Consider the following 11828-nt stretch of genomic DNA (forward strand, 5'->3'; position numbering starts at 1 on the left):
GCTTACTTTGCAACCTTCCCACGGATCAGCCCCGGCACTGTGTAGATCACCAGTGCCGACCAGATCATGATGAAGGCGATGAGGCGAACCGTGTCGAACGGCTCATGGAAGACAAAAATGGCGATGATGAAGATCATCGACGGGGCGATGTACTGCATGATGCCGATGGTGGAGAGCTTCAGCAGTTTCGCGCCATTGCCATAGAAGATCAGCGGTGTTGCGGTGACGATACCGCTGGCAATCAGCAACCACGTATCTGCCGGCGTTCCCGCCATGAAATGCGCCTGACCGGTGCTCATGAGATAGACGATGAAGGCAATGGCCGGAGGGGTCAGCAGCAGCACCTCCAGCAGGAAGCCCTGCGTCGGTCCGATCGGGAGTGTTTTGCGGAAGAAGGCGTAAAAACCCCAGGATACGGTCAGCGCCACGGAAACCCAGGGCAGGCTGCCCGCGTGCCATGTCAGCAAGGCGACGGCGGATGCCGACAGCGCGATTGCGACCATCTGCACACGGCTCAATCTTTCCTTCAAAAGCACAGCGCCAAGGAAAATGCTGAACAGCGGGTTGATGAAGTAACCCAGCGCCGCATCCAGTGCGCGTCCGGAGCCGATGGCCCAGATATAAACGCCCCAATTGATGCTGATGATGGTTGCCGTCAGGCAGGCCATGACCAGCATACGCGGCGTGGTCAGCGCCTTTTTGATTTCGGCCGTGCGCCCCAGCACGATCAGCACGGCGGCTGCAATCGGCACGGACCAGATGACGCGGTGCGCGATGACTTCCAGCGGCGAAACATGCGCCACCGCCTTCATGTAAAACGGCAGAAAGCCCCACAGAATGTAGGCAATGAAGGCATATGCAAACCCACGGGCGCTATCGCCCGATTGTGGTGCGGGAATTGTCTGGTTCATTGCCATGGGAGCCGCCAATTGAATAGGAAAGCACCGGCCTATTCCTCTTTCACGTGATATACCAATTCATTTGCGTGAAGGATCTGATGAAAAAAGCTTCATCTGCTGAAAAAATGGATACGTCGCCTGAATCAGAATGTCAGGCGGCGCAGCTACGACGTTGTAAAGATTGACGTTACTTACCCGCGAACCGATCCGTGGCGCGAATAAGCTGATCGAGAATACCGGGTTCGCTGAGGGCATGGCCTGCGGCTTCCACGATGTGTAGATCAGCCTTCGGCCACGCCTTGGAAAGCTGCCAGGCATATTTCAGCGGGCAGGGCATGTCGTAGCGACCGTGGACGATGACGCCGGGGATATCCCTGAGTTTATACGCATCGCGCAGCAACTGGCCGTCTTCGAACCAGCCCGCATTGACGAAATAATGGGTTTCGATGCGCGCAAAGGCGATGGCATATTGCTCTTCGCCAAAATCATCCACACGGCTTTGATCGGTCACGAGTGCGATCGTTGCACCTTCCCACTGGCTCCATGCCTTGGCGCATTCCAGCTTTTTCGTCTCGTCGGTGCCGGTCAGATATCGGTTATAGGCCACCATCGTCTCATGGCGCTCGGCCTCGGGAATGGGCGCGATGAAGGTTTCCCAACGGTCCGGGTACATTTCGGAGACGCCAAACTGGTAGTACCAGTCCAGCTCCGGTTTCGTCAGCGTGTAGATGCCGCGCAAAACCAGTTCGCTCACGCGCTGCGGGTGGGTTTGCGCATACGCAAGCGCCAGCGTCGAACCCCATGAACCGCCAAACACCTGCCATGTCTCGAAACCGAATTTTTCCCGCAGCCTCTCCATATCCGCCACCAGATGCCAGGTGGTGTTGGCTTCCAGAGATGCATGTGGCGTGGAGCGCCCACAGCCGCGCTGGTCGAACAGGATCACGTCGTAAAGGGCAGGATCGAACACGCGCCGGTGCGTCGGGTTGACGCCGCCGCCGGGGCCACCATGCAGAAAAACGGCGGGCTTGCCGCCCTTCGTGCCGACGCGCTCCCAGTAGATCACATGGCCATCGCCCACATCCAGCATGCCGGTCTCGAAGGGCTCGATCTCTGGATAGAAGCTGCGCAAGGTGTCACTCATTCTGTATTCCTTAATTCACACTGTCTTCTGGCGGCCAAACCTCGGTATCATGGTCCGGGTGCTGGTAAGACACCATCGTGCTCTCATCCAGACTTTGCTGCGCATGTGGCTTGTCGAACAGCGTCTTGATCCACGGCATCTGCATATGGGCGTTGACTTGCACCTGCGGCTCGATCTCCTGCGGATGGTCGAAGGCACCAATGGCGATCTCCACGCCGCCGGGGTGATGATAGGTCAGCGGCGTGCCGCATTTGTTGCAAAAGCCGCGATGGATTTTCGCAGACGAGCGGAAAAGGCTCGGCTGCCCGCGCGTCCATGTCAGATGCGCCTGATCCGCCGTGACCAACGCCCCGAAGAAATTGCCGAACTGTTTCTGGCACATGCGGCAATGGCAGATGGAAGGACGGCCAATCTTGCCCGCATGAAACCGCACCGCGCCGCACTGGCAACCGCCGGAATAACCCGCATCACTCATCTGTCTTTCTCCTGTGGCCATGCCTGCGTATCGTGGTCTGGGTGCTGATAGGATGTCAGATCAGCCAGATAGTCCACCGACGTCAAATCATCTTCCGTCGGCACGGCTGGCAGGGTGTGGAGGCCATCCACAAACTCGATCTTGCGCTCGACACCCCACTGGATAGATGGCGGAAACGCCTGGGGATCATCGAACGCCCCTGCCGCAACCGCCATACCGTCAGGCGCCTCATAGGTCAGCGGCGTACCGCAATCGCCGCAAAACCCACGGCTCACCACACTGGAAGACCGAAACCGCTTCGGCTCGCCGCGCGTCCAGGTGAAGTCGGCACCACGCACGGAAACCAGCGGCGCATAATAAGCCCCGAACGCCTTCTGGCACATGCGGCAATGGCAGATGGAACTGTCGTTGAGATCGCCCTCGACGCGAAAACGGATCGCACCGCATTGGCATCCGCCGGTGTGGATCGTCATGGTCGGTGCTCCCCGATTGTTCTGACGATGTGGAGACAGACATTGTCGATGTCGCTCAGAATGTCGTGGTTCCAAAAACGGATGACGGTCCAGCCATCTTTTTGAAGTCGCGCGGTTCTTTCATCATCGTACATAATGGCCGCATCCTGCGTATGTTGGGAGCCATCTATTTCGATAATGAGGCGATGATCTGAGCAGGCGAAATCAACGATATATCCTGCAACTGGCATTTGCCGCCGGAAACTCATCCCTTCCAAACGGTGCCCACGAATAGCATTCCAGAGTTTAAGCTCTGCGTCCGTCATCGCCTTTCGCATTTGCCGCGCGTATGCGCGATGCTGCGGTTTTACGTCAGCGTGGGGCATAGTTGGCTCGCGGCTTTGGTTTTCAGCCGAAGATTGGTTCAATGAGCAAAAAATCGCAAGCCGATTATAGCAATGGTTGCGTCAGCTTCATTGTAGGCTGGAGGGTGTGGCTCACCCCCCTCTGTCCTGCCGGACATCTCCCCCACAGGTGGGGAGATCGACTCGCGGCGACCTCTCGGCCATCTCTGGCGTCGAGAGTGAAGTGGTGTCAGAGCGCCCAGCTGATCTCCCTCCTTGTGGGGGAGATGCCCGGCAGGGCAGAGGGGGGTAAGCCACACCCTCCGATCCCTCGTGGAACGACAGCCCAAACCCTAACGCCTAATCTCCCAAGTCGTCACCCGCTCACCACTCACCTTATCTTTACCGTCCTTCAACTGAATGCCCTTCGCAGAAAGCTCGTCCCTAATCCGATCCGCCTCCGCAAAATTCTTAGCCTTCAGCATCTCCAGCCGCATGGCGACAAGCGAGTCGATGGCGTCGGCAATGGCCCCATCCACCTCTGCCTTTTTCGGCAGAACACCCAGCAGCGCCGCACTCGCTGCAAAGGCCGTCAGCTTTTCCGGGTCGGCATTGGCGGCTTGGGCAAGCGCATGCAGAGCCTGCACCGCAGCCACCGTGTTAAGGTCGTCCGCCAAGGCATCCAGCACGGCTTGATCCGGCTCGGCATCACCAACATCGGCGGCAGGCCACTTGGCCAGCAGGCGTTCCGCTTCCTCCAACCGCTTCACCGAAAAATCAATCGGCTCCCGGTAATGCGTCATCAGCATCGCCAGACGCAGAACTTCGCCCGGCCATTGGCGGCCGCCGAATTTTTCCGTATGCAGCAGCTCGTAAATGGTGATGAAGTTGCCGTCGGATTTCGACATCTTGCGGCCTTCGACCTGCACGAAGCCGTTGTGCATCCAGACATTGGCCATGACATGCGTGCCGTGGGCGCAACGGGATTGGGCGATTTCGTTTTCGTGGTGGGGGAAGATCAGGTCCAGCCCGCCGCCGTGGATATCGAAGACCTCGCCGACGTAACGCCCCGCCATGGCGGAGCATTCGATATGCCAGCCCGGACGACCGCGACCCCACGGGCTCTCCCAGCCCGGCTCGTTGTGGCCAGACAGCTTCCACAACACGAAATCACCAGGGCTTTTCTTGTGGACCTCGACTGCGACACGCGCGCCAGCTTGCTGCTCATCCAGCGGACGCTTGGAAAGCTGGCCGTAATCGCTCATGGATTTCGTATCGAACAGCACTTCGCCGCTGGCGACATAGGCGTGGCCGCGTGCGATCAGCTTTTCGATGATCTCGATCATCTGAGGAATATTGTCGGTGGCGCGGGGCTCGACGGTTGGCTCAAGGCAGCCGAGCATGGCGACGTCGTCATGGAACTGCTGCGCCGTCTTTTCCGTCACCGCGTGGATGGCGTCGTTCAGCGGCAGGTTCGGATAATCGCGCAGCGCCCGCGCATTGATCTTGTCATCGACGTCGGTGATGTTGCGCGCATAGGTAACGTGCGCATCGCCATAGACATGGCGCAGCAGGCGATAGAGAACGTCGAAGACGATGACGGGCCGCGCATTGCCGATATGGGCGAAATCATACACCGTCGGCCCGCAGACATAGATGCGCACATTATCGGCATCGATCGGCTGAAACTCAGCCTTTTCGCGGGTCAGTGTGTTGTGGAGTTTCAGGCGCAAGGACATGGCTCTTCCTCAAGGGCAATCAGTTTCCCCAGCCGGAACGTTTGTCTGCTTTTGACCTTTCGGGAGACGAAAACGATCTGGCCGGGTGTGAGACCAGCAAAATTTAACTCAGCAACAGCAGGAGATCATCGTTTTCATGGCTTGCCTTATGAAACGGCAAGCGGATTTGGTCAAGAGCGATTGGTGCTTGGGCGTCGCACCAATCTGTGCCTTCACTCCGGCGCGCGGTAGCTCACGAATTTACGGTCCCTGACAACATAAATCTTGCCGGTCTCTGTCACCTCTGCCGAAGCCAGCGGCAGGAGAGCAGCAGCGATCTCGGATGGGTGTGGCAGGGTATCTGGGTCTTCACCGGGCATGGCCTGCGCACGCATGGCCGTGCGGGTGGCACCCGGATTGATGCTGTTGACGCGCAACGCGGTCGTTTCCGTCTCCGCTGCCCATGTGCGGGCAAGCGCTTCGACGGCGGCCTTGGAGGTGGAGTAAGCGCCCCAGAACGGGCGACAGGAATGTGGCGCGCCGGATGACAGGATAAGGGCGCGGCCAGCATCGGATTTCAACAGCAGCGGTTCCACAGAGCGGATCAACCGCCACGTGGCGGTGACATTGATGGTCATCACCTTTTCGAACACCTTGGCCTCGATGTGGCCGACAGGGGAGATGACGCCGAGAACGCCGGCATTGGCGACGAGAATATCCAGCTTGCCCCAGCGCGCGTTGATGGAAGCACCGAGCGCATCGATGGCATTCATGTCTGCCAGATCAAAAGGCACCAGCGTCGCCGTGCCACCCGCAGCCTTGATCGCATCATCCAGGTCTTCAAGACCGCCAACCGTGCGGGCGCAGGCAATGACATGCGCGCCTGCTTTTGCCAGTTCCAGCGCCGTGAAATAGCCGATGCCACGGGAAGCGCCGGTAACGAGCGCGATGCGGCCTTTAAGGTCTGTCGTCATGCTTTAAAATCCCCCGCCGAACCTTGTGATCCGGCCTCTTCTCCAAACGGTTGCCGATGGCTCCTCATCCCTGTGCTTGTCATAGGGATCCAGTGCGCGCAAGTCCTTGCGCGCTAAAGCCCCTTTCACGGCGCAGACGCGCCGTGGCTGGATTCCTGTGACATCCCCGGGCTTGATCCGGGGAACAGGAATGAAGGAAGTAAACCGTCAGCCGTTGCTGGCCAGCATGGAAATCTTGTTGCCCATCGATTCGCCGTTCTTGTCGAGCAGGCGGGTCGGGTATTCACCGGTGAAATAGTGGTCGGTGAATTGCGGGCGCGCATTGTTGCGGTCTACACCGCCAACGGCTTGGTAAAGCCCGTTGATGGACAGGAACGCCAGCGAATCCACGCCGATGAATTTCGCCATGTCCTCGACATCTGCATACTGGTTGGCCAGCAGCTTGTCGGCATCAGGCGTATCGATGCCGTAGAAATCCGGGTGGAAAATCATCGGGCTGGCAACGCGGATATGAACTTCCTTGGCACCGGCCTCACGGATCATCTGCACGATCTTGACCGATGTCGTGCCGCGCACGATGGAATCATCCACCAGAACGACGCGCTTGCCTTCTATCATCGCCCGGTTGGCGGAGTGCTTCAGCTTCACGCCCAGCGCACGGATCGATTGCGTCGGCTCGATGAAGGTACGACCGACATAATGGTTGCGGATGATGCCGTATTCGAAAGGAATGCCACTTTCCTGCGCAAAGCCGAGCGCCGCAGGCGTTCCGCCATCCGGCACCGGCACCACGACGTCAGCCTCGAGCGGCGCTTCCTTGGCAAGGATGCTGCCCATGTTCTTGCGGGTGGTGTAAACGTTGCGGCCACCCACGACGGAATCGGGACGGGCGAAATAGACATATTCGAACAGGCAGAGACGTTCCGGCTGCGGCTTGACCGGCTTGCGCGCATCGATGGTAACAGAACCATCCGGCTGTATTTCGCAGATGATGACTTCGCCATTTTCAACATCACGGACGAACTTCGCGCCGATAATGTCGAGCGCACAGGTTTCCGAGCAGAAGATCGGCTTGCCATCCAGATCACCCATGACCAGCGGGCGGATGCCCGTGGGATCGCGGGCGGCAATCAGCTTCGTGCGGGTCATGGCCAGCATCGAATAACCGCCTTCCATCTGGCGGATGGCATCGATGAAGCGATCAGCTGTGGAGGAATGGCGGGAGCGGGCGATGAGGTGAAGGACCACTTCTGTGTCTGACGTAGACTGACAGATGGCACCGGTGGCGATGATCTGGCGACGAAGCGTCAGGCCATTGGTGAAGTTGCCGTTATGGGCAATGGCGATGCCGCCTTCTTCAAGTTCCGCAAACAGTGGCTGCACGTTGCGCAACGCAACTTCGCCTGTCGTGGAGTAGCGTGTATGGCCGATGGTGATGGAGCCGGGCAGGCGGGCAAGGGTAACCGGGTTTGTATAATGATCACCAACGAGGCCCATATGGCGTTCCTGATAGAAACGCTTGCCATCGAACGACACCATGCCCGCCGCTTCTTGTCCGCGATGTTGCAGGGCGTGCAGACCGAGCGCCGTCAGTGCCGCCGCATCCGGGTGTCCGAGAACGCCGAAGACGCCGCATTCTTCATGCAAGGTATCGCCATCGAGAATGTCGTTGAAGGTGGAATGCGAAAGCGGCTCGTTCATCTGGCTTGCCTTTGCTGAAGTACCAAAAACAAAAACCGCGCTGGTAAGTGTTGTCTACCAGTGTGGTCTGTCTGCTGCTTGAAGTGAATGTCTAGCACAAATAGCGCGCCTTGCATGCATTGCAAGACGCGCCTGTTGTCAATTCGTCGTAGTCGGTGGGTTTGTTGCCGGAGCATCGTCCGCCGGTGTCTGTTCCGGGGTGCCTTCTGCCGGTTTGCCAAGAATGCGAGCCCGGATTTGCGGTTCGATATTATCCGGCAAGGCCGCTTCCAGCTTGGCCACAAGGCCATCCAGGAAAGGTTTGGATTTCGCCTGTGTCACCCATGTCGGCTGCGTTCTGACATCGACCAGCCAGTTCCAGAAGGCGACGGCAACGACCAGCAGAAGAATGCCGCGTGCTGCACCGAACAGGAAGCCAAGGGTGCGATCCAGAGCGCCGATGCGGCTGTCGATGATAAAATCGGCAATGCGCGACGTTATGAACGAAATGATGATGAGCGCGACGAGGAAGATGACACCGGCAGAACCGGCAATCGCGATCTTGTCGTCATCCGTGTAGTTGCGCGCATAGGGCAACAGCATGGGATAGAGATAATAAGCGGCTGCGACCGAGCCGCCCCAGCTGGCGATGGACAGGATTTCACGCGAGAACCCTCGCACCATGGCGAGAACAGCGGAGAACAGGACAACGGCGATAACGATGCCGTCGAAAATCGTAATGGGCATTTACCAACTCCGGAGGTCGCGACACTGAATGGAAGCGCCACTGTGCCAACTTTCGTTCCTCTTACACTAGCCGTTTAGCCAGCGAAAGGATCAATCTTAGTCTTCCTCAACCTGTCTGAACCGGTTGCCTGATCCCGCAATTCGCGAGACGAGGTCCGGCAGGCTTTCGATCTCAGTCCAGCGCCCTTTGGCACCCTTCGGCAGCTCAGCAGAGGCCGAAGGCAAAAATGCGGTGGAAAAGCCGAGTTTTTCAGCCTCTTTCAACCGTTGCCCCGTATGCGACACCGGCCTGACCGCGCCCGACAGGCTGACCTCGCCGAAATAGACGCAATCGGCGGGCAGGGCAAGACCGGCAAGCGATGAAACCAGTGCAGAGGCAATTGCCATGTCAGCCGCCGGTTCGGAAATGCGGTATCCACCTGCGACATTGAGGTAAACATCGTGGCTGCCCAGCTTCACGCCGCAATGGGCCTCCAGCACGGCAAGAATCATCGCCAACCGCGACGAATCCCAACCGACCACGGCGCGGCGCGGGGTGCCGAGCGATGTCGGCGCGACCAGAGCCTGCACTTCCACCAGCACCGGGCGCGTTCCCTCCATGCCCGCAAAAACGGCGGCACCAGGGGATTTCTCGTTGCGCTCGCCGAGAAAGAGTTCGGACGGATTGGAGACTTCACGCAGCCCCTTGTCCGACATTTCGAACACACCGATTTCATCCGTGGGTCCGAAGCGGTTCTTGACGGTGCGCAGGATACGGTAGTGATGGCCGCGATCGCCTTCGAAATACAGTACGGCATCCACCATATGTTCCACCACGCGCGGACCGGCAATCTGCCCATCCTTGGTCACGTGCCCGACGAGAACCATGGTGGCACCCGTCTGCTTGGCAAAACGGATCATGGCCTGAACGCCGGTACGAACCTGTGTCACGGTTCCGGGGGCAGAATCAGCCGTATCGCTCCACAGTGTCTGGATGGAGTCGATGATGATCAGATCCGGCCGCTTGCCCTCGGAAATCGTCGCCAGAATGTCCTCGACATTGGTTTCGGCTGCCAGCAACACATCGGTATCGGCTGCACCCAGACGCTGGGCGCGCAGCCGCACCTGCGCCACCGCCTCTTCGCCCGAGACATAGACGATGCGATGCCCGCGCCGAGACAATGCTGCCGCCGCCTGCATCAGCAGCGTGGATTTACCTATGCCGGGGTCACCACCGATCAGCACCGCAGACCCGCGCACGAACCCACCGCCGGTTGCCCGGTCCAGTTCGCTCATGCCGGTTGGGATACGCGGCGCTTCCTCGATTTCACCGGACAGCGAGGTGAGCGTAACGGGCCGCCCCTTCTTGGGCGTCCTGCCCGGACCAGAGCCGATGCCACCCATCGGGTCTTCCTCGACGATGGTGTTCCACTCACCACAGCCCTCGCATTTACCCGCCCAGCGGGTGTGAACAGTGCCGCAGTTCTGGCAGATGAATTGTGTCTTGGCTTTGGCCATAAATGTCAGTTTTCTTCTTGTTTGAAGTCTTTAGGAGACAGGTGTCTGCGGCCATGCATGACACGCAAAATGCGTACGGTATCGGCCTCGATACGAAAATATATGCAGCGTTGTCTGTAAGGCAGCGCTTTCAATCCTTGGGAAAGCTCATCGCGCGGTAGACCAGGGAAACCACTGGCCGCGATCCATTCTATTTTTCTTGTTAAATCTCGGATGAATGCTGAGGCCGTCATCGTGTCGTCAGCCGCGATCCAAAGAAACATCTCAAGAAGGTCTTGATCAGCGAGAGGTGAGTAAATTAGCTGCTTCGGTCTAATTGGCTCATTCCTCTTTTTATAATAGAATCAGCCCAATTGTCTGCTGTCGTGAGTGTGAGGTATTCCCCACGCTCAAACTGCGCGTCCGCTTCCGCAATCATTCGCTTGAGTTCTTCTTGTTCACTTCCAAGTAACTGCAAGCTTGCGTGAACCACAGCATCCGCATCTTCGAATGCGCCGGCTTTCACCTGCTCATCAATAAACTTGCGATCCTGCTCGCTGAGATGGATTTCGGTCATTTCGATCTCCTTTTGTTCTCGTATAGCACAGGTCTTCGGCGCTTTCCAAGAGGCAAGAAAAGCTTCACGCGTCTTCGATCAGATATTGTCGCTCGTAGCGCAATCCAAGGCCGGTCAACATTTCGTAACCGATGGTTCCAGCCGCCCGCGCCACCTCATCCACCGGCACGTTGGGGCCGAAAAGTTCGATGTAATCGCCGGCGCGGATGGCATTTGGCGGCACGTCCGTGACGTCGAAAATCGTCAGATCCATCGTCACACGGCCAGCAACCGGCACCTCGTAGCCATTGATGAAGCCGTAAGCGCCGCCATAGCCCATTTCGCGCAGCGGAATGCCGGAGCCAGAGAGCGAGCGATGATAGCCATCGGCGTAACCAACGGATGCAATCGCCAATCGGCTGGCGCGCTTGAGAATGAAGGTGCCGCCATAGCTCACCGTCTGGCCTTCCCCGGCATCACGGATCTGGATGATCCGCGCTTCGGCCTTTGCGACCGGGCGCATCGGGTTGGCCATATCGTTCACCGCTTCTGCGCCATAAAGCGCGATGCCGGGGCGGGTGAGATCGAAGTGGTAGTCTGCGCCGAGGAAAATTCCGGCTGAGGCCGAAAGGCTTGATTCGATGCCTTCGAAGGCGGCGCTAACCTGCCGGAATGATTCAAGCTGTGCCTTGTTCATGGGGGATGATGGCGTGTCGGCGCAGGCGAGGTGGGAGAGCACGAGGACAGGATCGAAGCTGGCGGGCCGTGTCGTATCATCAGCCAGAAACAGCGCGTCCTCCAGCGGCAGGCCCAGCCGGTTGAAACCCGTGTCGATGTGAAGCGCAAACGGATGGTCTCCGCGCTCGGCCAACGTTCCCATCCAGAAAGAAAGCTGTTCTTCGGACGCGATAACAGGCACGAGATCATTGCCGAAAACGTGGCTCTCCTGTCCCGGCCAGATGCCGGAGAGCACGAAGATACGCGCTTCCGGCGCATGCGGGCGCAGCGTCGCACCCTCTGCGACAGTGGCGACAAAAAAGTCCCGCGCACCCGCATGATAAAGCGTCGCGCCGCAATCCTCGATCCCCATGCCGTAGGCATCCGCCTTCACCACAGCCGATGCTCGCGCCTTGCCCGAGCGCCTAGCCATATCACGCCAGTTATCGGCGAGCGCGCCAAGGTCCACCGTCACGCGAAGCGGCGCGGTATCGAATGCGTCTGCCTCGGAAAAGCTGTCGTCAAACTCGTCTGTCATGATCCTGCACCGCTGAGAAAGATAGCTACGATCTATCACTTTTGTTCAAGGTGGTCATGACGGAGTCGGGTAAACTTTGTCTATGCACAATGTTTCGCAGCCAGACGT

At 58.5% G+C, this 11828-nt stretch carries 13 protein-coding genes; all 13 read right to left on the reverse strand.

Features of this window, described 5'->3' with window-relative positions:
• Positions 1-2: 2 nt before the first annotated feature.
• A complete protein-coding gene (gene rarD, locus CPJ18_RS13850) occupies positions 3-917 on the reverse strand; it encodes an EamA family transporter RarD (protein ID WP_103658964.1) in 915 nt (304 codons plus the stop codon).
• A 169-nt stretch (positions 918-1086) separates the two neighbouring features.
• A complete protein-coding gene (gene pip / locus CPJ18_RS13855; protein WP_103658966.1) occupies positions 1087-2043 on the reverse strand; it encodes a prolyl aminopeptidase in 957 nt (318 codons plus the stop codon).
• 10 nt (positions 2044-2053) lie between these two features.
• Positions 2054-2518 (reverse strand): GFA family protein, encoded by a 465-nt coding sequence (locus tag CPJ18_RS13860; protein ID WP_103658968.1) that lies wholly within the window; start codon positions 2516-2518, stop codon positions 2054-2056.
• On the reverse strand, positions 2515-2991 hold the full coding sequence (locus tag CPJ18_RS13865; RefSeq protein WP_103658970.1) for a GFA family protein: 477 nt from the start codon (positions 2989-2991) through the stop codon (positions 2515-2517). The genes CPJ18_RS13860 and CPJ18_RS13865 overlap by 4 nt, the downstream gene beginning before the upstream one ends.
• Positions 2988-3356, reverse strand: a complete 369-nt coding sequence (locus CPJ18_RS13870; RefSeq protein ID WP_103658972.1) for an endonuclease domain-containing protein — start codon at positions 3354-3356, stop codon at positions 2988-2990. Before CPJ18_RS13870 ends, CPJ18_RS13865 begins: the two co-directional genes overlap by 4 nt.
• A gap of 311 nt (positions 3357-3667) precedes the next feature.
• Positions 3668-5053, reverse strand: a complete 1386-nt coding sequence (gene cysS / locus CPJ18_RS13880; protein ID WP_103658974.1) for a cysteine--tRNA ligase — start codon at positions 5051-5053, stop codon at positions 3668-3670.
• Between the two features lie 212 nt (positions 5054-5265).
• Entirely contained in the window at positions 5266-6006 is a 741-nt protein-coding gene (locus tag CPJ18_RS13885) for an SDR family NAD(P)-dependent oxidoreductase (protein ID WP_077122226.1), read from the reverse strand.
• 207 nt (positions 6007-6213) lie between these two features.
• A complete protein-coding gene (purF, locus tag CPJ18_RS13895; RefSeq protein WP_103658978.1) occupies positions 6214-7707 on the reverse strand; it encodes an amidophosphoribosyltransferase in 1494 nt (497 codons plus the stop codon).
• Between the two features lie 138 nt (positions 7708-7845).
• Positions 7846-8433 (reverse strand): CvpA family protein, encoded by a 588-nt coding sequence (locus tag CPJ18_RS13900; protein WP_103658980.1) that lies wholly within the window; start codon positions 8431-8433, stop codon positions 7846-7848.
• Between the two features lie 96 nt (positions 8434-8529).
• Positions 8530-9930: a DNA repair protein RadA gene (gene radA, locus CPJ18_RS13905; protein ID WP_077122223.1), complete on the reverse strand. Its 1401-nt coding sequence runs from the start codon at positions 9928-9930 to the stop codon at positions 8530-8532.
• A gap of 5 nt (positions 9931-9935) precedes the next feature.
• Complete coding sequence (locus tag CPJ18_RS13910) at positions 9936-10193, reverse strand: type II toxin-antitoxin system RelE/ParE family toxin (RefSeq protein WP_103658981.1); 258 nt, start codon at positions 10191-10193, stop codon at positions 9936-9938.
• Between the two features lie 35 nt (positions 10194-10228).
• On the reverse strand, positions 10229-10486 hold the full coding sequence (locus CPJ18_RS13915) for a type II toxin-antitoxin system ParD family antitoxin (protein WP_103658983.1): 258 nt from the start codon (positions 10484-10486) through the stop codon (positions 10229-10231).
• Positions 10487-10550: 64 nt separating this feature from the next.
• Positions 10551-11720 carry an alanine racemase gene (gene alr / locus CPJ18_RS13920; protein ID WP_103658985.1) on the reverse strand — a complete coding sequence of 390 codons (1170 nt, stop codon included), beginning with the start codon at positions 11718-11720 and terminating at the stop codon, positions 10551-10553.
• Positions 11721-11828 lie beyond the last annotated feature (108 nt).

The sequence above is a fragment of the Agrobacterium rosae genome, assembly GCF_002915175.1.
Lineage (GTDB): Bacteria > Pseudomonadota > Alphaproteobacteria > Rhizobiales > Rhizobiaceae > Agrobacterium > Agrobacterium rosae.

What these genes read in the sequence shown, in the direction of transcription:
- cysS (WP_103658974.1), bottom strand. Translation starts at nt 5,053, where the DNA reads ATGTCCTTGCGCCTGAAACTCCACAACACACTGACCCGCGAAAAGGCT.
- CPJ18_RS13885 (WP_077122226.1), bottom strand. Translation starts at nt 6,006, where the DNA reads ATGACGACAGACCTTAAAGGCCGCATCGCGCTCGTTACCGGCGCTTCC.
- CPJ18_RS13870 (WP_103658972.1), bottom strand. Translation starts at nt 3,356, where the DNA reads ATGCCCCACGCTGACGTAAAACCGCAGCATCGCGCATACGCGCGGCAA.
- alr (WP_103658985.1), bottom strand. Translation starts at nt 11,720, where the DNA reads ATGACAGACGAGTTTGACGACAGCTTTTCCGAGGCAGACGCATTCGAT.
- pip (WP_103658966.1), bottom strand. Translation starts at nt 2,043, where the DNA reads ATGAGTGACACCTTGCGCAGCTTCTATCCAGAGATCGAGCCCTTCGAG.
- CPJ18_RS13915 (WP_103658983.1), bottom strand. Translation starts at nt 10,486, where the DNA reads ATGACCGAAATCCATCTCAGCGAGCAGGATCGCAAGTTTATTGATGAG.
- purF (WP_103658978.1), bottom strand. Translation starts at nt 7,707, where the DNA reads ATGAACGAGCCGCTTTCGCATTCCACCTTCAACGACATTCTCGATGGC.
- CPJ18_RS13865 (WP_103658970.1), bottom strand. Translation starts at nt 2,991, where the DNA reads ATGACGATCCACACCGGCGGATGCCAATGCGGTGCGATCCGTTTTCGC.
- CPJ18_RS13910 (WP_103658981.1), bottom strand. Translation starts at nt 10,193, where the DNA reads ATGTTTCTTTGGATCGCGGCTGACGACACGATGACGGCCTCAGCATTC.
- CPJ18_RS13860 (WP_103658968.1), bottom strand. Translation starts at nt 2,518, where the DNA reads ATGAGTGATGCGGGTTATTCCGGCGGTTGCCAGTGCGGCGCGGTGCGG.
- rarD (WP_103658964.1), bottom strand. Translation starts at nt 917, where the DNA reads ATGGCAATGAACCAGACAATTCCCGCACCACAATCGGGCGATAGCGCC.
- CPJ18_RS13900 (WP_103658980.1), bottom strand. Translation starts at nt 8,433, where the DNA reads ATGCCCATTACGATTTTCGACGGCATCGTTATCGCCGTTGTCCTGTTC.
- radA (WP_077122223.1), bottom strand. Translation starts at nt 9,930, where the DNA reads ATGGCCAAAGCCAAGACACAATTCATCTGCCAGAACTGCGGCACTGTT.